Source organism: Ethanoligenens harbinense YUAN-3 (assembly GCF_000178115.2).
Classification (GTDB): domain Bacteria; phylum Bacillota; class Clostridia; order Oscillospirales; family Ethanoligenentaceae; genus Ethanoligenens; species Ethanoligenens harbinense.
This window is the reverse complement of sequence record NC_014828.1, coordinates 1,616,826-1,638,834: the sequence shown is the minus strand read 5'-3', so window position 1 is coordinate 1,638,834 and position 22,009 is coordinate 1,616,826. Positions and strand designations below refer to the sequence as shown.

General features: G+C 58.8%; 21 protein-coding genes and 1 riboswitch. Of the genes, 7 read left to right on the top strand and 14 right to left on the bottom strand.

Annotated features, from left to right (window positions below):
* Nucleotides 1-4 precede the first annotated feature (4 nt).
* Both ETHHA_RS07585 and gap read left to right on the top strand, forming a co-directional pair.
* A complete protein-coding gene (locus tag ETHHA_RS07585; protein WP_013485396.1) occupies nucleotides 5-547 on the top strand; it encodes a flavodoxin family protein in 543 nt (180 codons plus the stop codon).
* A 203-nt stretch (nucleotides 548-750) separates the two neighbouring features.
* Nucleotides 751-1,755, top strand: coding sequence for a type I glyceraldehyde-3-phosphate dehydrogenase (gene gap / locus ETHHA_RS07580; protein WP_013485395.1), 1,005 nt, complete (start codon nucleotides 751-753; stop codon nucleotides 1,753-1,755).
* A gap of 300 nt (nucleotides 1,756-2,055) precedes the next feature.
* Here the strand turns inward: gap and ETHHA_RS07570 are convergent, their stop codons facing one another.
* Together ETHHA_RS07570 and ETHHA_RS07565 are read right to left on the bottom strand one after the other, a co-directional pair.
* On the bottom strand, nucleotides 2,056-2,622 hold the full coding sequence (locus ETHHA_RS07570; RefSeq protein ID WP_013485394.1) for a cysteine hydrolase family protein: 567 nt from the start codon (nucleotides 2,620-2,622) through the stop codon (nucleotides 2,056-2,058).
* 84 nt (nucleotides 2,623-2,706) lie between these two features.
* Nucleotides 2,707-3,078, bottom strand: coding sequence for a winged helix-turn-helix transcriptional regulator (locus tag ETHHA_RS07565; protein ID WP_013485393.1), 372 nt, complete (start codon nucleotides 3,076-3,078; stop codon nucleotides 2,707-2,709).
* 56 nt (nucleotides 3,079-3,134) lie between these two features.
* Between ETHHA_RS07565 and ETHHA_RS15555 the strand changes: the two genes are divergently transcribed.
* On the top strand, nucleotides 3,135-3,311 hold the full coding sequence (locus ETHHA_RS15555) for a DNA topoisomerase III (protein ID WP_013485392.1): 177 nt from the start codon (nucleotides 3,135-3,137) through the stop codon (nucleotides 3,309-3,311).
* Nucleotides 3,312-3,922: 611 nt separating this feature from the next.
* On the opposite strand, the gene thiS is transcribed toward ETHHA_RS15555, so the two are convergent.
* From thiS to ETHHA_RS07505, 12 genes are all read right to left on the bottom strand, one after another.
* Entirely contained in the window at nucleotides 3,923-4,129 is a 207-nt protein-coding gene (gene thiS / locus ETHHA_RS07560; RefSeq protein ID WP_013485391.1) for a sulfur carrier protein ThiS, read from the bottom strand.
* 14 nt (nucleotides 4,130-4,143) lie between these two features.
* Nucleotides 4,144-4,809 carry a thiamine phosphate synthase gene (gene thiE / locus ETHHA_RS07555; RefSeq protein WP_013485390.1) on the bottom strand — a complete coding sequence of 222 codons (666 nt, stop codon included), beginning with the start codon at nucleotides 4,807-4,809 and terminating at the stop codon, nucleotides 4,144-4,146.
* Nucleotides 4,806-5,924, bottom strand: a complete 1,119-nt coding sequence (thiH, locus tag ETHHA_RS07550; RefSeq protein WP_013485389.1) for a 2-iminoacetate synthase ThiH — start codon at nucleotides 5,922-5,924, stop codon at nucleotides 4,806-4,808. The genes thiE and thiH overlap by 4 nt, the downstream gene beginning before the upstream one ends.
* 12 nt (nucleotides 5,925-5,936) lie before the next feature.
* Nucleotides 5,937-6,722, bottom strand: coding sequence for a thiazole synthase (locus ETHHA_RS07545; RefSeq protein ID WP_013485388.1), 786 nt, complete (start codon nucleotides 6,720-6,722; stop codon nucleotides 5,937-5,939).
* Between the two features lie 83 nt (nucleotides 6,723-6,805).
* A riboswitch (TPP riboswitch) is annotated at nucleotides 6,806-6,910 on the bottom strand.
* 109 nt (nucleotides 6,911-7,019) lie between these two features.
* On the bottom strand, nucleotides 7,020-10,190 hold the full coding sequence (locus ETHHA_RS07540; RefSeq protein WP_013485387.1) for an AAA family ATPase: 3,171 nt from the start codon (nucleotides 10,188-10,190) through the stop codon (nucleotides 7,020-7,022).
* Nucleotides 10,190-11,320 carry an exonuclease SbcCD subunit D gene (locus ETHHA_RS07535; protein WP_013485386.1) on the bottom strand — a complete coding sequence of 377 codons (1,131 nt, stop codon included), beginning with the start codon at nucleotides 11,318-11,320 and terminating at the stop codon, nucleotides 10,190-10,192. Before ETHHA_RS07535 ends, ETHHA_RS07540 begins: the two co-directional genes overlap by 1 nt.
* Nucleotides 11,321-11,470: 150 nt before the next feature.
* Nucleotides 11,471-12,184, bottom strand: coding sequence for a sigma-70 family RNA polymerase sigma factor (locus ETHHA_RS07530; RefSeq protein WP_013485385.1), 714 nt, complete (start codon nucleotides 12,182-12,184; stop codon nucleotides 11,471-11,473).
* 49 nt (nucleotides 12,185-12,233) lie between these two features.
* On the bottom strand, nucleotides 12,234-12,674 hold the full coding sequence (spoIIAB, locus tag ETHHA_RS07525; protein ID WP_013485384.1) for an anti-sigma F factor: 441 nt from the start codon (nucleotides 12,672-12,674) through the stop codon (nucleotides 12,234-12,236).
* 46 nt (nucleotides 12,675-12,720) lie between these two features.
* Nucleotides 12,721-13,026, bottom strand: a complete 306-nt coding sequence (locus ETHHA_RS07520) for an STAS domain-containing protein (protein ID WP_013485383.1) — start codon at nucleotides 13,024-13,026, stop codon at nucleotides 12,721-12,723.
* A 314-nt stretch (nucleotides 13,027-13,340) separates the two neighbouring features.
* Nucleotides 13,341-14,627 (bottom strand): bifunctional folylpolyglutamate synthase/dihydrofolate synthase, encoded by a 1,287-nt coding sequence (locus ETHHA_RS07515; protein ID WP_013485382.1) that lies wholly within the window; start codon nucleotides 14,625-14,627, stop codon nucleotides 13,341-13,343.
* 45 nt (nucleotides 14,628-14,672) lie between these two features.
* A complete protein-coding gene (locus ETHHA_RS07510; RefSeq protein ID WP_013485381.1) occupies nucleotides 14,673-15,074 on the bottom strand; it encodes a bacteriohemerythrin in 402 nt (133 codons plus the stop codon).
* Nucleotides 15,075-15,143: 69 nt separating this feature from the next.
* Nucleotides 15,144-17,762: a valine--tRNA ligase gene (locus ETHHA_RS07505; RefSeq protein WP_013485380.1), complete on the bottom strand. Its 2,619-nt coding sequence runs from the start codon at nucleotides 17,760-17,762 to the stop codon at nucleotides 15,144-15,146.
* Between the two features lie 324 nt (nucleotides 17,763-18,086).
* Between ETHHA_RS07505 and ETHHA_RS07500 the strand changes: the two genes are divergently transcribed.
* The 4 genes from ETHHA_RS07500 to ptsP all read left to right on the top strand — a co-directional run bounded on the left by ETHHA_RS07500 (nucleotide 18,087) and on the right by ptsP (nucleotide 21,992).
* Nucleotides 18,087-18,869 carry a DeoR/GlpR family DNA-binding transcription regulator gene (locus ETHHA_RS07500; RefSeq protein ID WP_013485379.1) on the top strand — a complete coding sequence of 261 codons (783 nt, stop codon included), beginning with the start codon at nucleotides 18,087-18,089 and terminating at the stop codon, nucleotides 18,867-18,869.
* Nucleotides 18,870-18,904: 35 nt separating this feature from the next.
* Complete coding sequence (gene pfkB / locus ETHHA_RS07495) at nucleotides 18,905-19,849, top strand: 1-phosphofructokinase (protein WP_013485378.1); 945 nt, start codon at nucleotides 18,905-18,907, stop codon at nucleotides 19,847-19,849.
* An 80-nt stretch (nucleotides 19,850-19,929) separates the two neighbouring features.
* Nucleotides 19,930-20,199 (top strand): HPr family phosphocarrier protein, encoded by a 270-nt coding sequence (locus ETHHA_RS07490; protein ID WP_041686765.1) that lies wholly within the window; start codon nucleotides 19,930-19,932, stop codon nucleotides 20,197-20,199.
* Between the two features lie 47 nt (nucleotides 20,200-20,246).
* Complete coding sequence (gene ptsP / locus ETHHA_RS07485) at nucleotides 20,247-21,992, top strand: phosphoenolpyruvate--protein phosphotransferase (protein WP_013485376.1); 1,746 nt, start codon at nucleotides 20,247-20,249, stop codon at nucleotides 21,990-21,992.
* The last annotated feature ends 17 nt before the right edge of the window (nucleotides 21,993-22,009 follow it).

Sequence of the window (22,009 nt, the reverse complement as noted above, 5' to 3'; positions counted from 1 at the left end):
TAACATGAAAAGTTTGATTCTGTATTGGAGTTCCGGAGGCAACACCCAAAAAGTGGCAGATTCCATAAAATCCGTGCTGACGGAAAAGGGTGTGCGGGTTGATATGGTGAAAATCACGGAAGACCTGGTCATCGAACTGTATGATTATGAGTTGGTCTTTTTCGGAGCCCCTTCTTATCAATGGATTCCGCCCGTGCCGGTTCAAAAATTCATTAAAAATACGATGAATCGTTACCGGGGAGGCGTGCGGCCCATCGGGGCACCTAAGAAAAGCGGCAAATTCGGCGTTGTATTTTGCACCTTTGGTGGAATACACACCGGGGTAAAAGAAGGATATGTCGCGGGCAAATACATGGCTCAATTCTTCGAGCATATCGGTTTCTTTGTCCTAGACGAGTGGTATACGCCGGGAAAATTTCAAGGCTGGGAGGAAGGCAGCCGGTTAGGGAAACTCGGCGATATTTCAAACAGGCCGGATGAAAACGACCTGACGGTTATCCGGAACAGCACAAAAGAGCTGCTGCAGGGATTGGAGTTTCTAAAATAGTTTCCTGATTCCAACCTTGTAAAGCCGCGTGACAGCAGGTTGCTTAAAGTGACGGATCTGTTTGGATACATGGAATCCCTTGTGTTGGAGAATTTAAAGGCGCCCCCCTTTTCAGCTCAATGGAACATGAAGTTTTATATGAATCAAAACACATTTTTGGCGAAATGCATTGGACTTTGAACGGTTCAGAAAGGTAGGGCAATATGGCAATCAGAATTGGTATCAATGGGTTTGGACGGATCGGGCGACTGGCATATCGGCGTATTCGTGAAGTCGGCAAAGATCTGGAGGTTGTGGCGGTCAATGATTTGACGAGCCCAAAGGTGCTGGCGCATCTGTTGCAGTATGACACGACGTTCGGCCGTTTTCCCGGCGACGTGAAATCCACGGAGGATTCCATCGTTGTTGATGGAACACCAATCCGCGTTTATGCGCAGCGCAATGCCGAGAATATTCCGTGGGGCGCTGAACAAGTGGATATTGTCATCGAATCCACCGGCTTTTATACATCCGAGGAAAAATCCGCCGCGCATTTAAAAGCCGGAGCCAAAAGAGTTCTGATTTCCGCACCGGCCGGCAAAATGAAGACAATCGTCTATAGTGTCAACGACAGCACGCTCACGGCGGATGACAAAATCATTTCGGTGGCATCCTGTACGACGAATTGCCTGGCGCCTATGGCAAAGGCTATCAACGACGCGTTTGGCATCCAGCTTGGAACGATGACGACCATCCACGCCTACACCGGCACACAAATGCTGGTGGATGGACCACGCGGCAACAACCTGCGCGCCGCGAGGGCTGCCGCCGCAAACACCATTCCTCACACGACCGGAGCCGCCAAGGCAATTGGGCTCGTTATTCCGGAACTGAACGGCCGGCTACAGGGGCATGCACAGCGCGTGCCCGTTATTGACGGCTCCGTCACAGAGCTTGTCAGCATTCTTGAAAAACATGTCACCGTCGAGGAGGTGAACGCAGCCGTTAAAAAAGCCGCCAAAGGCAACGAATCTCTCGGGTATACTGATGAAGAGATCGTGTCGTCCGACATTATCGGAACCAATTTCGGTTCCGTTTTTGACGCGACGCAGACCGAAGTCAGCACTTATAGGGATTTTCAACTCGTCAAAACGGTCGCATGGTACGATAATGAGCACGGGTTCACATCTCAGATGATCCGCACACTGGAAAAATTCGCGCACCTGTAAGCGGATTCCGGGCGTTTTTTAAAAGTCGGAAAACCAGTATTTTTCCGATAATATATTTGTTAAAAAGACACCTCCATTTTTCCCTGGTTAAAAATGGGGGTGCTTTTTGTTATAATCCCCTGATTGGGCAAGCTGCCGTCCGATGGCCTGTTTGCTCTTTTGGGTTTGAGCGTGCGTACAGCTTTTGCTTGTTGTGCACAGGCGGGCTGAATCGCATCCGATTCCCGTCCACATAATCTCCTGTATGTCAATTACCAACAACACTTTTTCGGGGTTCAAGGCAATGCATACCTTCCCAATTCAATTATGCAGGTTCTGTTGATGGTCCTGTAAAAAACATTCTGTCTTCTCCACGGTGGCAAACGTGCCGTTGATCGACGCCATCATAACGGCATGAACGGTGGGGTAAGGAACGGTTTTTCCGTCCCAATCCAACGCTATCCCCGTACAGGCATCTTCCAGCAGTGTCACCGGGAAACCGTCATTCTGCGCGGCGCGGACGGTTGTGTCCATGCACATATGCGTCATCATCCCGCAGGCAACAAGGCGCTGCACGTTCTGGGCGACCAGATGTTCACGCAACCCGGTTCCCAAGAAGGAATTGGGAAAATGCTTATCCAACACGGTTTCCCCCGGGCGGGGCATGAGCGCGGGATGCAACTCCACGCCCACCGTGTCAGGCTGAAAAATAGAGGCGCTTTTCTGTGAACTGATGTGGCGAATAAAGTATATGGGCCATTCCTTCTCACGGAACAACCGCAACGCTTTTTGTATCTGCTCCAAGGCTTTCTCCGGCTTGTAGAGCTCCAACTTCCCACCGGGGAAATACTCTCGCTGCACATCCACAATGATCAAAGCCTGTTTCATACGGTATTACCTCCTGCTTTTTTACAGGTTCAGAATACCGCATGTAGACGGGATTGTACATTACCCACTTTTTTGTGGGTATCATCAGTGGTGCTGATAGCAGATTCCCTTTTGGTCAAGTACGTTCGTCATGCCATGCTCCACCATATAGTCAATACCAATTTCCTGCATAATACCAATGGCTCGCAGCATTTTCTGTCCCCGCTCCGATGTCAGGGAGTATTCCACATGAAGCGGATAACCTTCAAAGGATCGTTTCTGGACCAGCCCAAATTCCCGAAGCTCGTTGAGATGCTGCAACAACATCTTCTGATTGATCCCCTCGATATGCTGCTCAAGCTGAGACAGCGATGCAGCCCCATATTGAAGCTGAAACAGAATGATGGTTTTCCATTTTCCTTTGATAATGTCATGTACGATTTCCAATGGGCAGGTGTAGCGTTCGCGTATTTTCATGGCGTGCCTCCTGCTTGTTGTTTTCCCATTGCCACGGAATAAAGGAGAAACTCTGTTTGATTCCTATTATAACAGAAAAGCCGGGGGCCGCGTCTATTCTGGCGAAGGTGGTGGATGCAGAGACAAGAGGAAACGGCTTCTTTTCCGGGAATGGTTATTTTGTATTTTGGCGCCGCGGCCATCTGGTGGAGCTGGCCGCGCCAGATACCTACACTCCGGACTATTCCAAATGAGCGCCCAAAGACTTACCGGTCATCCCCGGCAAGGCAGACCGTTGTGAAGCCGGATACGAAAAAGCAGTTCAACGTTTTGACCGGCGCGCTCCTTCCGCACCGTGACCTGCCAGTCTCGGAAAATCCTACCGTACACCGCTTTCCGTAAAACTGTCGGTGCAAGGAGTGACAAACCATGCATAGCGCCCTTGAAAATTCTCCAATGTTTTTCATAACCTTGGAACCACGAGTTTTCTGATGCGGCTCCAAGTACGAACACATCATGGGAACGCATTCTTGCAGCGGAGGAAAATGTGCTCGCTTTTTGGACGAAAGACAGCAAGAAGTGTTTCAGGAGAACTTCGAAGGATTCTTTATAAATTCACTTTATGTTATGGAGCATACTTTGAATTTTATATTCTTGCGTTTTGCAGGCACATGCATTGCGGTTCTTTCACAGTATACCGCTGCTGTTCGGGCATCTCTACAAAAAAGCTGCAGAAAAACGCCGCCGGATTGCCGGACGGCGTTTTGCAAATTTCGGATATTTTTGATACGGAAACGCGGGCGATGCCCGGTATTCAAGCTATGCAGGCATGGGCTTGTCATACTTTTTTGAACAGAAACGCAGGTTATGCCTGTCCGCCGCCCATGAAGCGAACGATCTCCAGCACGTCGCCGTCGGTGAGGGTGAGGGTGTCCCAGGTGCTGCGGTCGGGGATGTCCGCGTTGCGCTCCACCACCACCGTTTGAGGATCAATGCCCTTGGACAGCAGAAAAGCGGAAAGAGTGATGCCGTTTTCGAGTTCTTCGGGTTCACCGTTGACTTGCAGTTTCATCAGGTTCGTTCCTTTCACGTGGTTTGGGCGGAAAAGATTTGACGGAGCTCTTTGACCATACCGGAAATGTCCGGCGCCTGCACGATTTCGGTGACCAGCGCCGCGCAGGCCGCGCCGTGCGTCAGCACGTCGGGCAGGTTGTGCTGTTTGATGCCGCCGATGGCAACGAACGGCAGACGGATCTCACGCACGACAGCGTCCAGATAGGCAAACCCCACCGGTGCGACCACATCGGATTTGGTGTGTGTTTCGAAGATCGGGCCCACGCCGATGTAATCCGCACCGCGCGCCACCGCGTCCCGCGCCTGTCCGATGTCGTGGGTGGAAAGGCCGATGAGCATCTCCGCACCAACCAGCGCCCGCACCGCCTCGATGGGCAGGTCGGTTTGGCCGATGTGCACGCCGTCTGCGCCCACGGCCATGGCCAGGTGCACATGGTCGTCCACGATGAGCAGCGCGTTTGCTTCGCGTGTCATTTCCCGCAGTTTCAGGCATTGCTCGTACTGGCGCTGCATGGGCATGTCCTTTTCACGGTACTGCACGACTTTGGCCCCGCCCACCAGCATGGCGCGCACCACGTCGAGATTCTCCCGCCCGCAGGAGAGAGGCTCCGCCGTGATGCAGTAGAGCCCGTTGAGGTATGCGGCGACTTTTTCCGCCCGCTTTGCCTGTGCGCTCATACGGCGGCCTCCCGGCCGAGCGTCTGCCAGTCCTTGAAGACGGGCAGCCAGCCCTTGGCGCGGATAGATGCGGTCACTTCCTCCACACTGCGTTTGTCGGTCACGTCAAACTGGTCGTCGGTGGTGTGTTCGGCATAGCCGCCCACCTCGGTGGAGGACGCGGCGGACATCTTGGTGACCCCCAGCCCGATGAGGTTGGAGCGGAACGCCGGGGCTTCTCTTGTGGAGACCGTGATGCCCACGCGCGGCAGGAAGATGCGCAGGGCGGTCATGATCTGCACAATGTCCCGGTCGGAGACGGAGGTGTAGGGCTGGAACGCGCCGATGTGCGCGCAGAGCCGGGGCAGCGACACCGCGAAATCGCAGGCGTCGTATTTGCGCTGGAGATAATAGGCGTGCAGGCCGGTGAAGAACGCTTCGGACGAAAGCTCGTACAGCCCGAGCAGCGCACCCAGTCCCACACTGCGCATGCCGGCTTTGCAGGCGCGCTCCGGAGCGTCCAGCCGGTAGCGGAAATTGGTTTTCGGCCCGCCGAGATGCACCTCGCCATAGCGCTTTTCGTTGTAGCATTCCTGGAACATGGTGAAACCATCCACGCCCGCTTCGACCAGCATGGCGTATTCTTCCGTTTCAAGCGGGTAGACTTCCAGGCAGATGTTGGTGAAATAGTTGCGCAGCACGCCCACGCAGTCTTTCATGTAGGCCGGCGGGCTGATCTTGCGCGACTCGCCGGTGAGGAACAGAATATCCCGCATGCCGGTGGAAGCGATGGCGGCTGCTTCTTTCTCCACCTGCTCAAGCGTGAGCGCTGCCCGGCGGATATGGTTGCCGACATTGAAGCCGCAGTAAGCGCAGCGGTTGACACAGTAGTTGGCCAGATAAAGAGGCGCGAACATGAAGATGACCCGGCCGAACTGCCGAATGGTTTCTGCATGGGCGCGCTGCGCCATCTGCTCGAGGAACGGCACGGCGGCGGGGGAGAGCAGCGTGAGGAAGTCCAGCGGTTCCAGCGTGGTTTTGCCCAGCACCCGGCGCACGTCCCCGCCGGTGGTCTTTTGAAGAAACCCGTGAAAATCAAAGTTGTTGTAGGTTTGCAGATAGTCGTAAAAATCCATGAGACAGCCTCCTTACGCGCGTGCCGTTTCGTCCAGAAAGCCGGTGAGCGGCGAGGACGCATTGGCCACGGAAGAGGTGGCGCCAAGCCCGCTGCGGTGGGCAAGCCGACCCGCGCGCACGGCCAGACCGAACGCTTCCGCCATGCCAACCGGGTCGGCGGCGGACGAGATGCCGGTGTTAAGCAGCACGGCGCCCGCGCCCATCTCCATTGCTTCGGTGGCGTGAGACGGCGCGCCGATGCCCGCATCCACGATGACGGGAACGTCGAGTTCGTCGATGAGGATCTGGATGAGCGCGCGCGTCTGGAGGCCGCGGTTGCTGCCGATGGGCGCGCCGAGCGGCATGACGGCGGTCGCGCCCGCCTCCTGCAGGCGTTTGGCGCACATCAGCTCCGGGCAGATGTATGGGAAAACCTGAAAGCCCTCGTCCACCAACATGCGGGTGGCCTTGAGCGTTTCCTCATTGTCGGGCAGCAGGTATTTCTGGTCGGCGATGACCTCGATCTTGATCCAGTCGCCGCAGCCTGCCGCCCGCGCCAGACGGGCGATGCGCACGGCTTCCTCCGCTGTGCGCGCGCCGGACGTGTTGGGCAGCAGGGTGCAGTGTTCCGGGACGAAACGGAGCAGGTTTTCCTCCGCCGAGGAAAGGTTCACCCGGCGCAGCGCCACGGTGACCACTTCCGCTCCGGAGGCGTCTACTACCTGCCTGATCATGCGGTTGTCGGGATATTTGCCCGTGCCTACAAAAAGGCGGCTGTTCAGCACTTTGCCGCCGATGACAAACGGATCGTTCTGCATATGCGTAAATCCTCCTGTTTTCGCGCGCCGTACGGCGCGCCGCCAAATAAAAAGGGCCGCCCTTTCGGACAGCCCGCAAACGTGCAGCAACAGCAAAGCTTTCCTACGGTGGGTTTGACCACATCAGGTTCAACGGGTTGGAAGCGAATGCTCCCTCTCAGCCGACGACGGCACCCCGAGCCTCCGAGCCCTGGCTATCCTAAAAACCGCAGGATCGTCTGCGCTTTTTATTGATAGACAGGCCCTTTCGCAATATTCCTTTTGCAATATCCAGTATAGACCTGTTGCGCGTTTTTGTCAATTTTTATTCGGACGGGGCGGCAGGCCGGCCACCGTGACGTGACTGCCGGTGAGCCCTTTCTGCACGACGATTTTCCGGTCGATGCGTTCCTGCAGTTCCGCCACGTGGGAGATGATGCCCACCAGCCGGTGGTTTTCGGTGAGGCTTTGCAGGGTGCGGACGGCCTGCTCAAGCGACTGCGCGTCCAGCGAACCAAAGCCCTCGTCGATAAAGAGCGTGTCCATCTCCACGCCTCCCGCGTAGCTCTGGATGACGTCTGAAAGGCCAAGCGCCAGCGAAAGCGACGCCTTGAACGATTCGCCGCCCGAAAGTGACTTGACGGTGCGTACCTTGCCGGTGTAATGGTCGAGCACATCAATTTCCAAACCGGACTGGGAGCGGTTGTCCAGCGCATTTTCGCGGCGCAGCAGTTCATACCGTCCACCGGCCATCAGCCGCAGGCGCTTGTTTGCTTCGGAGAGGATCTGCGAAAAATAGGCGGCCTGCACATACTGCTCGAACATCAGCTTTTGCTTGCCGGTCAGTTCGCCGTTGGCGGTGCGAGAAAGACGGCTGGCCACGCCGAACGCCGCCTGTGCCTGCTCCTGTTCGCGCAGGAGAGCACGCAACGCCTGGGTGGTGCGCTCGTTTCCGTCCAAGCGGGTGCGAACGGTTTGCGCCTGATGGGAGGCAACGGCTTTCTGCGCTTCCAGTTCTGCCTGTGCCTGCTGTATTTTTGCGATGTCTCGCGGCACGAGCCCGGCGGTCTGTTCCTTTAGCCTGGCAATGTCCGCCGCCGCCTGCTTGACGGTGTCCCGGTACGCTTCAAGCGTTTGCCGCAGTGTGTCGATCTCCGGCTGGGCGCGCAGCGCGGCGCGGAACGTATCCATATCGATAAATCCGTTTTGGGCGCACGCCTGCTCAAACGCCGCCCGGGAGGCATCCCGCGCCGCCTGTGCCTGCCCCAGCCGTCTGGTGTCGCTTTCCAGCACGGCGCGGGTGTTTTCCAGGCGGGTCCTGCTTTCCCGTTCGGCCTGTTCGGCGGTGTCGCGTGCCGTTTTGTAGACGTCCCGCTCCGCCCGCCATGCGGTGAGCTGCTTTTCCGCTTCGGTGCGCGAGGGATATTCCAGCGTGCTGCGCAGGGTTTCCATGCGGCTCTTGCAGGCGCTGTCCGCCGCGGTGTGCTCCAGCCGCTGCCGGTTCTGCTCTTGCAGATGTGTTTCCAGCGCGGCGCGTGCCTGCGCCTGCTCGTGCAGCCGTTCCTCCTGCATGACACGGGTCTGCAACTGCTTGTCCAGCACCGCGCGGTCTGTTTCCCGCTTTTTTGTGGATGCGGCGACGGCCTGTTGCTCCCGTTCCAGCAGGGCTTGCAGCGCGCCGACTTTATCTGGCAGGGCTTGCTCTGCGAGTGCCGTCGTGGCGCTCTGGCGCAGGTGGGCGGTGGCGGCGCGCAGCTCGGTCTCCGTCTGGTTTGCCGCGCGGCCGGCCGTTTCAAGCGCCTGCCTCTTGTTTTCCAGTGCCGCTTTGACGGTTTGCAGGGCGGCTTCGCTTGGCGCGTCTTTTGGCAGAGCGGCCTTTTGCGGATGCTCGCGCGAGCCGCAGACAGGGCAGGGCTGCCCGTCTTGCAGGTCTGCCGCGAGCAGGCCGGCTTGTGCGCGGAAAAAGGCGCTTTCCATCCGCGTGTGCAGCGCGGCGGCCTGCTCGTATGCCTGCGCGGCGGTGTCGCATGCCGTCTGCCGGGTTTTCAGTGCCTGATGGGTGCGGCGGATGGCGTCGATCTCCTTAAGCAGGCCGTTCAGCGTCTGTTCGCGGGCGTGCAGCTTTTCCAGTTCCGCAGTGCAGTCATGCAGGCGCAGTGCGCAGTCTGCCGATTCCTCCAACACTTTTTGCAGGCCGCCCAGTTCGGCGTCCAGCGCCGCGCGCCGCTGCTCCAGAGTTTGGATGGCCAGGGTGCAGGCGGTGAGCGCCGCGGCCGATTCGGCTTGCCTGCGGGTGAGCGTTTCGAGCTGCTCGTATTGCGGCAGAACTACGGTCAGGCGGTCGATGGCGGCGGCGCGCCGCTCGTCCTCAGGCGTCTGTGCGCGCAGGGATTCATAAACCGACCGCGCCTGCTCGGCCTGCGCCGTACAGGCGGAAAGGGCTTCCGTCTGGGTGCGCACACTGTCTGCCAGTTGCCGATGCGCCTGCTCCTCACGTATGAACGCGTCGCAGGCGGGTTTGACGCCGTGCAGCGCCTGTTCCGCCGCGCGCATGGTGTTTTCCTGCTCCCGCATGTCTTCCGCCTGTGCCGCCAGTTCGTTTTGCCGTCGCGCGGCCGCGTCCTGTTCGGCAAACAGGCGGTTGACGGTTTCTGCTTTCGCCCGCGCTTCGATCTGCCCGGAAATGGCGGCTTCGAGCGTGCGCACCTGCGCCTCAGCGGCCTCAAGTGATGCCGCATCGTGCTTGTTTTGTACCAGAAGCGCGGCGAGGATCTCCGGCGCGGCATACAATGCGTCTGGATTTTCCAGCAATTCCAGCAGGGGGGCGGTATTTTCCCCGGTGGGGAGGAGGATGCCGTCCAGGCACTGCCGAATGGCCTGCGCGTTGGTGTCGCAGTGCGTGCGCGTCTCTTTTTCGCGTGCCTTGAGGGCGTCCTGAATGGACAGATAGGCGCCGGTCTGGAAGATGCGGCGGAAAATGGCGGCGCGCTCGCGGTTTTCGGCCAGCAGAAGGCGCAGGAATTCACCCTGTGCAATCATGGCGATCTGCCGGAACTGCCCTACCGTGACGCCGAGCAGTTCTTCCACGCGCGCCGTCACCTCCCGGCTGCCGGTGACAGCCGCGCCGTCGGGCAGGGTGAGCGCCGCGTCCGCGTTTTCCGCCGTGGTGCCCTGCCCGTTCTTTTTGGGGCGCTCGTAACGCGGGTTGCGCGTGACGGTGTAGATCGCGCCGCGGTGCAGGAAGGTGAGCGTGACGAACGTTTTGCAGTCGGGGCGGGCAAAATCGCTGCGCAGGGTGTCCGGCGTGCGGGTGGTGCCGCTGGCCTCGCCGTACAGCGCGAACGCAATGGCGTCGAACAGCGTGGTTTTGCCCGCTCCGGTATCGCCTGTGATGAGAAACAGGCCGTTGTCCCCGAAGGCATCGAACGCAACCTCTTCGGCGCCCGCATAGGGGCCGAAGGCGCTCATGGTCAGGTGCAGCGGTTTCATCAGGTTCCCTCCGTTTCACGCAGGACATCGCCCAGCAGGGCGCGCTCAGCTTCCGAAAGCGGCGCGCCGTTCTGGCTTTCGAAAAATTCCGCAAACAGCGTAAACGGGCTTTTCCGCGCCACATCCGATGCCGCAGTTTTCGACGGTGTGTTCGGCAGGGCGTCATGCTCGAAATCCAGCCGCATCAGGTTGGGGTAGACCTGACGCAGCCGCGCGGCCGCGTCATACACATCCTCCCGGTCGGTGAGGGTGGCGTGGATATAATCCTGTGTGGGAGCGCCGGCACGCAGAAGCTCCGCCAGTGGACCGCAGATCTCCCGCATGTCCCGCAGGGGGGAGAGGGGGAGCAGGCGGAACGAAACGTTCCCTTTCTCCGCAAGCTCGACCAGCGTGACCGATTTGTGCTGCCTGGCTTCGGAAAAGGAATATTTAAGAGGGGACCCCGCGTAGCGCACGCTGTCCCGCCCGATACGCTGCGGGCCGTGCAGATGGCCGAGTGCGACATAGTCGAATGCGTCGAACACCGAAGCGTCCACATTGTCCAGCCCGCCGACTGAGATGGTTTCGGAATCGCAGCGCGCGGGTTCGGTGCTGCCCGCAGTGACGAACTGGTGCGCCACCAGCACGTTGCGCGCCGATGGGTCGGGCGCGCAGGCCGCCAGCGCGGCGCGCACGGCGTCGGTATAGCTCTCGGGCGGGTCGTCCGGGAAGAAGGGCGCGGCGGAGGCCGGCTTCAGGAAGGGGAGCAGGAACACATGCACCGGGCCATATGCGTCGGTGAGGGTGATCTTCTGCGGCGCACCGCCGAACACACCGGCGATGTGCACCTGCTTTTCCCGGAAGATGCGGCTGCCGAACCCCAGCCGTTCGGGGGAATCATGGTTGCCGCTGATGAGGAACACCGGCAGCCCGCGTTCCGCCAGCGCGGTGAGGAACGCGTCGAATACTTCCACCGCCTCGCCGGACGGCACGCTTTTGTCGTAAATATCCCCGGCGAGCAGGACGCCGTCCGGCTGTTCATGGTCTGCGATCTCCAAGATCTGGTTTAAAAGATAGGTTTGATCCTCGATGAGGCTGAACTCGCCCACGCGTTTGCCGAGGTGCAGGTCCGCCGTATGTAAAAATCTCATTTGCTTAGCCCGTCTGTCGGTGGTGGATTGCGGTACAATCTGTATTATACCGCTGTTTTGGGGCCGAGGGCAACGTGGATTTTGACGTAAAAAACGGACAGGCAAGGCCTGTCCGCTGGGGATGCGCATATGGCGCCCAAAAACGCCGACCTATTCCAGCAGCCGGTTGCGCAGCAGTGCGAGAATCTTTTTCTCTCTGCGCGAGACCTGCACCTGGGTCATATGCAGGACGGATGCCGTTTCGGTTTGCGTCTTGCCCTGAAAATAGCGCAGCAGGATGAGCAGGCGGTCATCCGCCGGCAGGGACCCCAGCGCGTCTTTGAGCGCCAGATGGTCGACGAGCGCGTCCTCTTCACTGTCCACGGGGATGTCGGTCTGCCCGTTTTCCTCGTCCTCCCGGCTGCTTGTAAGGGAGAGCGGCGCGGCGGCGGCTTCCAGCGCCTGCGCGGCTTCCGCCGGGTCTGTTTCCAGCTCGGCAGCCAGCTCGCTCAGGGTAGGCTCGCGGCAGAGACGGGCACTGAGCTTTTCGCGGGCGCGCATGGCTTTGAGCGACAGTTCCTTGAGCGAGCGGCTGACTTTGACGGGGCCGTCGTCTCGGAACAGGCGGCGCATTTCTCCCATGATGACCGGAACGGCGTAGGTGGAAAATTGCACGCCGCGCGTGATGTCAAACCCGGTGACCGCTTTAACAAGCCCCATACAGCCTGCCTGGTACAGATCGTCGTATTCAATGCCCTTGCCGTTGAAATGTCGCGCGGCGGCATGTACAAGGCCTAGGTTCTCTTCCACAAGCTGGGTCTGTGCTGCCGCGTCCCCTTTTCCCGCGCGGATGAACAAAGCGCGGTCATTTTTTGGAACGGACATGATCTTTCCTCCAAACGCGGTGCTGTTCGCGTCTTTTTCCGTCAAAAGCTCAGGAGTCCTGTCGTTGGCTCAGTGTTTTTTCCATAATGACCGTGGTGCCGTACCCGGAGCGGGAGCGCACCCGAAGCTTGTCCATAAAGCTCTGCATCACGGTAAAGCCGAGCCCTGCACGCTCGCCGCCGGGGCTGGTGGTGAACATCGGCTCCATGGCCTTGCGCACATCCTCGATGCCGCACCCCCTGTCGCGGATTGCCACGGTGATGCGGCCGTTTTCGTAGATCTTGACATCGATATAGATCACACCGATATCGTTTTTGTAGCCGTGCACGATACTGTTTGTGACCGCTTCGGAAACAGCTGTTTTCACGTCGGCCAGCTCGTCGAGCGTGGGGTCGAGTTGCGCGATGAATGCCGCCACAGCCACCCGGGCGAAACTTTCGTTGACCGAGCGGCTGGAAAACTGCACTTTCATTTCATTGAGCGGTTTCATCCGATTTGACACCTCCATGCGCTGCCATGCGCAGTTATATGTAAGGCTATTCGATGTGGGCCAGCTTGTCCAGCCCGGCCAGCCGCATCACCTTGCGGATATGCATCGAAGCGTTCTTGACGGTGACGATTCCGCCAAACGGCTGCATGGCACGGTACCGGCCCATCACCAGCCCGATGCCGGAACTGTCCATAAACGTCACGCCGCGGAAATCGAGCGCCAGCGCAGAGGGGCGTGCCCGCTCAATGGAGGTGTCGATCTCCTCCCGGAGGTTTTGGGCCGCATGGTGGTCGATCTCTCCATCCAGATAGACCGTCAGCACATGCGCGTCGTTTTCCATTCGCAATGCCATGTTTTCACCTCCAGCGGATTCTGCTGTGCACAAAGACACCGGTGATCGTACGCTTCCCGCCTTTGGCGGGAAGCGAAAACGCAGGGGCGTTTTTGCAAGATTAGGGTTTGCACTGCAAGTTCGGGCGGTTGAAAACCGCCCGCGCCGTTTGGGAACAGCGAAACTTCAGGAACAGACGCCCGGTGGTTGTCAACGTTTCGTATAAAAGTCGCCTCCGCAGAACCGGACGCGGATGCAGACACAAAAAATCCCTTATCCATAGGATAAAGGATTTGGGAAATTATGCAAAGGGAATTTTGTCGAACAGTATTTTGTTACACACATTTACTGAAATGCCCGCGCACCAGCCGGCGCATTGGCCCCGCCAGATACAGCGAGCCGCAGATGAGCAGCACGCCTTCGGCACCGGTATGGGCGAGCGCATCCGCAAACGCATCTCCCAAATCGTCAAAAAAGACCGTATTTGCACAGAAAGCGGATGCCGTGCGGGCAGTTTCCCGGGGGTCAAGCGCGCGCGGGCTGTCGGGGCGCACGGCAATGAACCGGGCGGACAGCGGCGCGATGTTGCCGACACCCGCGGCATAGTCCTTGTCCGCAAGCATGCCCATGACGGTCGTGACCGGACGGCCGGGAAGATACCGCCGGACGGCGTCTGCCAAGGCGGCGGTGCCGGCGGCGTTGTGCGCGCCGTCAAGCAGGACGAGCGGTTTATCATGCAGGCGTTCCAGTCTTGCCGGAAACCGTACGTCTGCCATACCGGCAGCCGCATTTTGCAGGGAAATGTCCAGTCCACGGGAGGGCAGAAGGCGCAGGGCCTCGTAGGCCGTCAGAAAATTGGCGATCTGATGCCGGCCACAGAGCGGGACGGAGAGCGGCTGCCCGCCGTATAGCAGGCTTGTCCCGTCGATGCCTTCTTGCTGAATCTGCACCTTTTCTATTTGTGGAATATGCAGCGGATTGCCGCGCTCCGCGCAGATGCGGGTGATGGTTTCCAGCGCTTCCGGAGCCTGCCCGGGGCTGGTGACGGTCACACCGCCCGGCTTGATGATGCCGCATTTTTCAAAGGCGATTTGCCCCAGCGTGTCGCCCAGAACGGCGGTGTGGTCGAGTGAAATGGCGGTGATGACCGAAATGAGCGGCGTGGGGATGACGTTGGTGGCGTCGAACCGGCCGCCGAGTCCCACCTCCAGTACCGCCACGTCGCAGGCCTGCCGCGCGAAATACGCAAAGGCCAGCGCGGTGATGAGCTCAAACTCGGTGGGATGTTCGCCCTCACTTTCGTTCAGGAAGGGGAGAAGGCGCGCAAGTTCTGCTGCCAGCTCGCCGGGGGCGATATATCGGCCGTTGATCTGGATACGCTCACGGAAGTCCTCAATATAGGGGGAGATATACAGCCCGGTGCGCAGGCCGGCTTTGCGCAGAGCGGCGGCGATGGCCGCGCTGGTGGAGCCTTTGCCGTTGGTGCCCGCCACATGGACGAAGCGCAGGTGCTCCTGCGGATTGCCGATGCGCCCGAGCAGCCGCGCAATGCGGGAAAGGCCCGGCTGGATGCCGAAACGCAGCGTGGAGTGGATATAGGCCAGTGCTTCTTCATAAGTCAACGGGCATTACCTCGGATGGAGAAAATGGGGAAAGCGCGCGTCCGCTCACTGATTCAGGGAGCGGATATGTATGCCGATTTTTTTGTCTTCGATGCTGATGTGCTTGATGAGCCAGGACGAAACGAACGTGTTGAACGTGGCCACGAGGTTCACGGTCGGGCCTTCGGTCTCCAACTGCCGTTTGTAGTTTTGGAGATCGCTCACAAACGCTTTGTGAAGTTTTTGATGCGCAGGAAATCCCGGATAGTTGTACTTTTTCTGGAGCGCTTCCTCGTCTCCGAAATGCTTGACGGTGTAGTTTTCTACGAATTTCAGGGTCTCCGCGATTTTTGCGCGCCCTTTACCGTGCATGCAGGCGTCAAACAGCTCGTTGACCGCGCGGATAAGTTCCTTGTGCTCATTGTCGATCAGTTCGACGCCGACGGACAGCTCGTCTTTCCATTCCATAAACAGGTTCCTCGTTTCTGCCCGTTCCGATAGTCGGGCCTGATGGGATGCGTTTGGCATCCGCCGGGTTTATTTTTGCAGATCGGTAAGGCTCTGGTCGAGCAGTGCGATCTTTTCGGCAAGTTTTTCCGCACGCGCTTTTTCGGATTCCACGACGCGGGCGGGCGCCTTATTGATAAAGCCGGAGTTTTGCAGCTTGGCGTGGATGGACGCCAGCTGCTTTTCGCAGCCTTCTTTTTCTTTTTGCAGGCGTGCGGTCTCTTTCTCGCGGTCGACCAGCTCGCCCATGGGAATATAGAGCACGGCGCCGTCGGTCACGATGCGCACCGCGCCGTCGATATCGAACGAACCGCCGGTCTGCACCGCGGAAACCGAGGCCAACCGCTCAAAGAAGGGGGCGGCGGCGGAGAAAATCTCCGTAAATTCCGTTTCAATATACAGGTTGGCCTTTTTGGAAGGGGGCACGCGCATCTCGGCGCGCCGGTTGCGAATGGCACGGATGGCGGCCATCACGCGCTCCATTGCCGCCTCTTCATCCGGGAAAGCAAGCGCGGGATCATAGACCGGCCAGGCGCTGCGCATGATGGTCTCGCCCTCATGCGGCAGGGTCTGCCAGATCTCCTCGGTGATGAACGGCATGACCGGGTGCAGCAGGCGCAGCGTGTGCTCCATCACCCAGACCAGCACCCGGCAGGCCGCGGCTGCGTTTTCCCCACCCGCCTGCAGGCGCGATTTGGACAACTCGATATACCAGTCGCAGAACGAATCCCAGAGGAAATCGTAGAGTTTCTGCACCGCCACGCCGAGTTCGAAGCGCTCAAGGTTTTCGGTCACGTCCCGGATGAGAGTATTGAGTTTGCTCAGAATCCATTTGTCTTCGATTTCCAGTTCGGTGGGCAGACCCGTTTCGCTGCCCGAGATGTTCATGAGGATGAAACGCGCCGCGTTCCATATCTTGTTGGCGAAATTGCGGCTGGATTCCACCCGCTCGGGCAAAAAGCGCGTATCGTTTCCCGGGCTGTTTCCGGTTGCGAGCGTGAAACGCAGCGCGTCTGCGCCGGAAGACTTGATGACCTCGAGCGGGTCCACCCCGTTGCCCAACGATTTCGACATCTTGCGTCCCTTCGCGTCCCGCACCAGACCGTGGATGAGCACCGTGTGGAACGGGGTCTGCCCGGTCTGCGCGATGCCGGAGAAGATCATGCGCGCCACCCAGAAGAAGATGATGTCGTAGCCGGTAACCAGCACGCTGGTGGGGTAGAAATAGGCGAGCTCCGGCGTTTTTTCCGGCCAGCCCAGCGTGGAGAACGGCCAGAGCGCGGAGGAAAACCAGGTGTCGAACGTGTCCTCGTCCTGCGAAAGGTGGGTGCCGCCGCATTTGGGGCAGACCGTGGGCGTTTCTCTGGAGACGACGGTCTCGCCGCAGTCGGCGCAGTACCACGCGGGGATGCGGTGCCCCCACCAAAGCTGGCGGGAAACGCACCAGTCGCGGATGTTTTCCATCCAATGGAAATAAATCTTTTCAAACCGCTCGGGCACAAAGCGGGTCTCGCCCTTCCGCACCGCTTCGATGGCCGGCGCAGCCAGCTCTTTCATGCGCACGAACCACTGCTTGGAGATCCATGGCTCGATGGTGGTATGGCAGCGGTAGCAGGTGCCTACGTTATGTGTGTGCGGCTCGACGCGCACCAGATAGCCGCCCGCTTCCAGATCGTCCAGCACGGCCTTGCGCGCTTCATACCGCTCCAGACCGGCGTATTTGCCCGCGTTTTCGTTCATGTGCGCGTCGTCGGTCATCACGTTGAGGATGGGCAGGCCGTGGCGCTGCCCCACCGCGAAGTCGTTGGGGTCGTGCGCGGGGGTGATCTTCACCACGCCGGTGCCGAATTCGCGGTCCACATACGTGTCGGCCACCACGGGAATCTCGCGCCCCACCAGCGGCAGCGTGACCGTTTTCCCGATGAGCGCCTGGTAGCGTTCATCGTCCGGGTGCACGGCCACGGCGGTGTCGCCCAGCAGGGTCTCCGGGCGGGTGGTGGCGATCTCCACCCAGCCGGAGCCGTCGGTGAGCGGGTAGCGCAGGTGCCAGAAAGAACCCTGCTGCTCCTCATATTCCACCTCTTCGTCGGAGATGGTGGTTTTGCAGTGCGGGCACCAGTTGACGATGCGCTCGCCGCGATAGATCAGTCCCTGCTCATACAGCCGGACAAAAACCTCGCGCACGGCGGTGGAACAGCCCTCGTCCATCGTGAAGCGTTCGCGTGCCCAGTCACAGGACGCGCCCAGCTTTTTGAGCTGGGCGACAATGTTCCCACCGTACTCTTCTTTCCATTTCCAGGCGCGTTCGAGAAAACCGTCGCGGCCGGTATCCTGCTTGCTCAGGCCCTCTTTTGCCATGGCCGCCACGATCTTCGCTTCGGTGGCGATGGAGGCGTGGTCGGTGCCGGGCAGCCACAACGCCTCGAATCCCTGCATGCGCTTGAAGCGGATGAGAATGTCCTGCTGGGTATCCTCGAACGCGTGTCCCATATGCAGCTTGCCGGTGATGTTGGGCGGCGGCATGACGATCGTGAACGGCGTTTTATCCGGATGAATGTCCGCATGAAAATAACCGCCGTTCAGCCAAAAGCGGTAGATGCGGTCTTCCACAGCGGACGGTTCGTATGCTTTATCAAGCAGTTTGTCCATAGTTTGCCCCCTTGCGATTCTGCATTTTATTATAAGATGGATTCCAATAGGTGTCAATAAAAGCACGCCATTTGCGCGCGCGCCGGGAACATGCGTGGGAACGGTGGCTGTTTCTCTGCAAACGGTCATGCCGCCGGGCGGCAGATGACGGAAACACGAGAAACATGACGAACCGTTGACACAATGCACAAATATGTAGAATAAGTGAGAATCATTCCGGAAACCATTGACAAGGCGAAGGGGCGGTGATAGACTGATAATCGGTCTTAAACGATCAAAAATACAGCCAAAAACAATCAAATATACCGAAAGTGAACGATTCATATGTTTGAAGAAGAACGCCTGCAGAAGATCACCGGATATGTGCAAAGCAATACGCGGGCATCCGTACACAAACTGTGCGAATTGTTCGGCGTTTCCGAATCGACCGTCCGGCGGGACCTGAACGAACTGGAAAAAAGACGGATGATCAAGCGTACGCACGGAGGCGCCGTCTGTCTGGAATCGGTGGGTTTTGAGCCGACCTACAGCGAAAAAGAAGATCAATACCGCGAGGAAAAGCAGAGCATCGCGGAGCGTGCCGCGGCCCTCATCGAGGATGGGGACTCCCTCCTCATTGATTCCGGCACGACCACGCTGTACCTCGCGCCGCACCTTGCCAGGTTTAAGCAACTGACGGTAGTGACCAATTCCATCCATCTGCTTCAGCAACTTTCCATTTATCCGGGCATCACGCTCATGGCCACCGGCGGCACGCTTCGTCCGAATACCATGGCGCTGGTGGGGCCGGTGGCGGAGCAGTTTCTGAGCCGCATCCGGGTGGATAAAGCGTTTATGGCCACCAACGGCATAGAAAAAAGCATGGGCCTGACCACACCGAATATTTCGGAAGCGTCTGTGAAGGAAAAAATGATGCAGGTGGCTGAACAGGTGTTTGTTCTTGCGGATCATTCCAAAATCGGCCGCGTGTCGTTTGCGCGGTTTGGCTCCCTTTCGGACATCGACGGCTGTATCACAAGTGATCTTGTGACCGAAGAGCAGCGGCAGGAATTCGTCAGCCGCGGCGTGCGGCTGTTTTTGGTGGAAAGCCCGAAGAAATTGCCGTAAAAACCATATGCAGAACAACATAGGGGGTGTATAATATGGCGGGGAAAGTGATCGCGGTCACGGTGAATCCTTCCATAGACAAGACCATCGCAATCAAGGAACTGGTGCCCTACGGGCTCAACCGCGTGATGGAATCCAGGCTCGACCCAGGCGGAAAGGGCATCAATGTGGCACGCGTGCTGCACAGCTTTGAGACCGACGTCGTCGTAACGGGTTTTGTGGCGGGCAACACCGGCAAGCAGCTGCTTGACTTCCTGAGCGAAGCGCAGTTGCCGGCCGACTGCCTGGAGATCCCGGGTGAAACGCGCACCAACCTCAAGGTCTTCGACCGGAAAGCGGGTAAGACCACCGAGATCAATGAGAGCGGCGCCGAGGTCTCGCCGGAAAATCTGGAAAAATTTCAGGAAAAATTCCGCAACCTCTGCAAAAACGCCGATGTGGCCGTCGTGAGCGGCAGCCTGCCGCCGGGTGTGCCGAAGGATTTCTATGCGCAGTGCATCACCGCGGCAAAGGTCGAGAACGTCAAGACGATTCTGGACGCGGACGGGGAAGCGCTGGCCGAGGGTCTCAAAAGCATCCCGTATGCGGTCAAGCCGAACATCCATGAGCTGGAAGCCCTGCTGGGACGCGAGCTCAAGACCCCGAAGGATGTGCTGACGGCCGCGCGGGAATTTATCGCCAAAGGCATCGCCATCGTGATCGTTTCCATGGGGCCGGACGGCGCGCTGGTCGCGGACGCGGACGAAGCCTATAAAGTCGATTCCTGGGATATCGAAGTCAAAAGCGCCACCGGCGCGGGCGACTCCATGGTCGGTTCGCTGGCCTATTCCATCGTGCACGGCGATTCGCTTTACGATATCGCCAAGATTACTACGGCGGCCGGCACCATCACCGCATCCAAGCCCGGTACGCAGATCTGCACCAAACCCGAGGTGCTCGACTCGCTGCATTTCGTCACCGTTACCAAAATCGAAGAATGACTGAAAAGAGCGCCGCCGCATGGCGCGTCTTTTGCTAAAATGCTAAAATGCCAAAACAGGCGGAAAGAGTGTGTATTATTATGTTGGAGAAGAAATTTACAATCGGCTGCAAACAAGGTTTTCATCTGCGTCCCGCGCAGGCTCTGATGGAAGCGGCTACGGGCTTTTCGTCCAGCATCGTCGTCAAGAAAGACAATTCCGACAATGAAGCCGATGCCAAGAGCATCCTCGGCCTGATGAGCCTGGGTCTGGATTACAACCAGCCCGTCACCGTCGTGGTGGAAGGCGACGACGAAGCCGACGCTCTGGCGGCGGTGGAAAAACTGTTCCTGTCCAACTTCGGCGAATAAACGGCCTGGCCGGTACCGTGCCGTGCACGGTATATGGAGGAAAATAGATGGCACAGAAAACCTATACGGGGATCGGGGTGTCCGAGGGCGTCCGGATCGCAAAGGCGTATGTCTATTTGCACCCCGTAATCGATACGGAAAAAGACATCGCGCCGTCTGAAGCGGATGCGGAGGCCGCACGTTTTCAGGCAGCCGTGAAAGCGGCGCTCGATGAGGTGGACGGCCTGATCGCCCGTTCCGCCGAAGTGCTCGGCAAAGACAAAGTGGGCGTATTGAAGGGGCAGAAGGCGATCCTTGCCGACCCAGCCTACGTCCCCGAAATCGAAAAGCTGATCCGCAAGAAAAACGCGTCCGCCGAAAAAGCAGTCAAGCAGATCACTGACCAGTTCGCGGCCATTTTCGCGGGTATGTCCAACGCATATATGAAGGAACGCGCGGCGGATGTGCGCGACGCGGGCACCCGGCTGCTGGGCATCCTGGCGGGCGTGAAGAGCGGTAGCCTGTCTGAGATCGACAGGGAGGTCATCCTCATCTCGGACGATCTTTCGCCATCCGATACCATTCAGCTCAACCAGAAATTCGTGCTGGGCTTTGCCACCGAACGCGGCGGCAAAACGGCGCACACCTCGATCTTTGCCAAATCGATGGGGCTGCCGGCGGTGGTCGGTGTGCCGGAACTGCTTGGTGAAGCCAGGGACGGGGACACCATCATCCTCGACGGTGCGCAGGGCATCTGCATCCTTGATCCCGACGCGGAGACCGTCAAAACGTATAAAGCCAAGTACAAAAAAGAGCAGGAGCAGCAGGCAATCTTCGAGACGTTTTCGAAGAAGCAGGCCGTCATGTCCGACGGTACGCGCATCATCACCGCGGTGAATATCGGCAACGCCAAGGACGCGGAGATCGGTGCGGCGCAGGGCGCCGAAGCGGTTGGCCTGATGCGCACCGAGCTGCTTTTCCTCTCGGGAGACGCCGCGCCGACCGAGGAAGAACAGTTCGCGGAATACAAGAAGATCGCCGAGACGTTCGCGGGCTCCGAGCCCGGCGACGTCATCATCCGCACGCTGGACATCGGCGGCGATAAAGAGGTTCAATACCTCGATATCCCCAAAGAGGAAAACCCGTTTTTGGGTTACCGCGCCATCCGGCTCTGTCTGGACCGCAAGGACCTGTTCCTCACCCAGCTGCGGGCGCTTCTGCGCGCCAGCGCGTTCGGCAAGCTGAAGATCATGTTCCCCATGATTTCCGGTTATCAGGAAGTGCTGGACGCCAAGGCGGTCCTCGCAGAAGCAAAGGCACAACTGGATGTCGAGCAGGTGGTGTATGACAGGGACATCAAAGTGGGTGTCATGATCGAGGTCCCGTCCGCCGCGTTGATGGCGGACGTGCTGGCCGAGAAAGTGGATTTCTTCAGCATCGGCACCAACGACCTCGTGCAGTATTCGCTGGCGGTGGACCGCGGCAACCGGAAGATCGCTTACCTCTACGATTACTTCAACCCGGCGGTCATCCGGTTGATCAGACAGGTCGCCAAGGCCGCCAAGCCGAGGAATGTGCTGGTGGGTATGTGTGGTGGCATGGCGGGCGATCCGCTCGCGGTGCCCCTGCTGGTCGGCCTGGGCCTGGACGAACTGAGCATGGCGGCCGGCGCCATTCCCCAGACCAAATATATCCTCAGCAAGGTGGATCTTGCCACCTGCCAGGCGCTGGCGGCAAGCGTGGCCGACTGCAAAACACCGCAGGAAGTTCGCGTGATTGTCACGGCGTTTGCGGAAAAATACGGGCTTCTGTAATATACGGGCTGCTCCCG

Coding starts and splice junctions, on each gene's coding strand:
- ETHHA_RS07490 (WP_041686765.1), top strand. CDS start 19,930: ATGTTGGAGAAGAAATTTACAATCGGCTGCAAACAAGGTTTTCATCTG.
- thiH (WP_013485389.1), bottom strand. CDS start 5,924: ATGGATTTTTACGACTATCTGCAAACCTACAACAACTTTGATTTTCAC.
- ETHHA_RS07500 (WP_013485379.1), top strand. CDS start 18,087: ATGTTTGAAGAAGAACGCCTGCAGAAGATCACCGGATATGTGCAAAGC.
- pfkB (WP_013485378.1), top strand. CDS start 18,905: ATGGCGGGGAAAGTGATCGCGGTCACGGTGAATCCTTCCATAGACAAG.
- ptsP (WP_013485376.1), top strand. CDS start 20,247: ATGGCACAGAAAACCTATACGGGGATCGGGGTGTCCGAGGGCGTCCGG.
- spoIIAB (WP_013485384.1), bottom strand. CDS start 12,674: ATGAAACCGCTCAATGAAATGAAAGTGCAGTTTTCCAGCCGCTCGGTC.
- ETHHA_RS07540 (WP_013485387.1), bottom strand. CDS start 10,190: ATGAAACCGCTGCACCTGACCATGAGCGCCTTCGGCCCCTATGCGGGC.
- ETHHA_RS07520 (WP_013485383.1), bottom strand. CDS start 13,026: ATGGCATTGCGAATGGAAAACGACGCGCATGTGCTGACGGTCTATCTG.
- ETHHA_RS07505 (WP_013485380.1), bottom strand. CDS start 17,762: ATGGACAAACTGCTTGATAAAGCATACGAACCGTCCGCTGTGGAAGAC.
- thiS (WP_013485391.1), bottom strand. CDS start 4,129: ATGAAACTGCAAGTCAACGGTGAACCCGAAGAACTCGAAAACGGCATC.
- ETHHA_RS07545 (WP_013485388.1), bottom strand. CDS start 6,722: ATGCAGAACGATCCGTTTGTCATCGGCGGCAAAGTGCTGAACAGCCGC.
- ETHHA_RS07535 (WP_013485386.1), bottom strand. CDS start 11,320: ATGAGATTTTTACATACGGCGGACCTGCACCTCGGCAAACGCGTGGGC.
- ETHHA_RS07565 (WP_013485393.1), bottom strand. CDS start 3,078: ATGAAAATACGCGAACGCTACACCTGCCCATTGGAAATCGTACATGAC.
- ETHHA_RS07585 (WP_013485396.1), top strand. CDS start 5: ATGAAAAGTTTGATTCTGTATTGGAGTTCCGGAGGCAACACCCAAAAA.
- ETHHA_RS07510 (WP_013485381.1), bottom strand. CDS start 15,074: ATGGAATGGAAAGACGAGCTGTCCGTCGGCGTCGAACTGATCGACAAT.
- thiE (WP_013485390.1), bottom strand. CDS start 4,809: ATGAGCGCACAGGCAAAGCGGGCGGAAAAAGTCGCCGCATACCTCAAC.
- gap (WP_013485395.1), top strand. CDS start 751: ATGGCAATCAGAATTGGTATCAATGGGTTTGGACGGATCGGGCGACTG.
- ETHHA_RS07530 (WP_013485385.1), bottom strand. CDS start 12,184: ATGTCCGTTCCAAAAAATGACCGCGCTTTGTTCATCCGCGCGGGAAAA.
- ETHHA_RS07570 (WP_013485394.1), bottom strand. CDS start 2,622: ATGAAACAGGCTTTGATCATTGTGGATGTGCAGCGAGAGTATTTCCCC.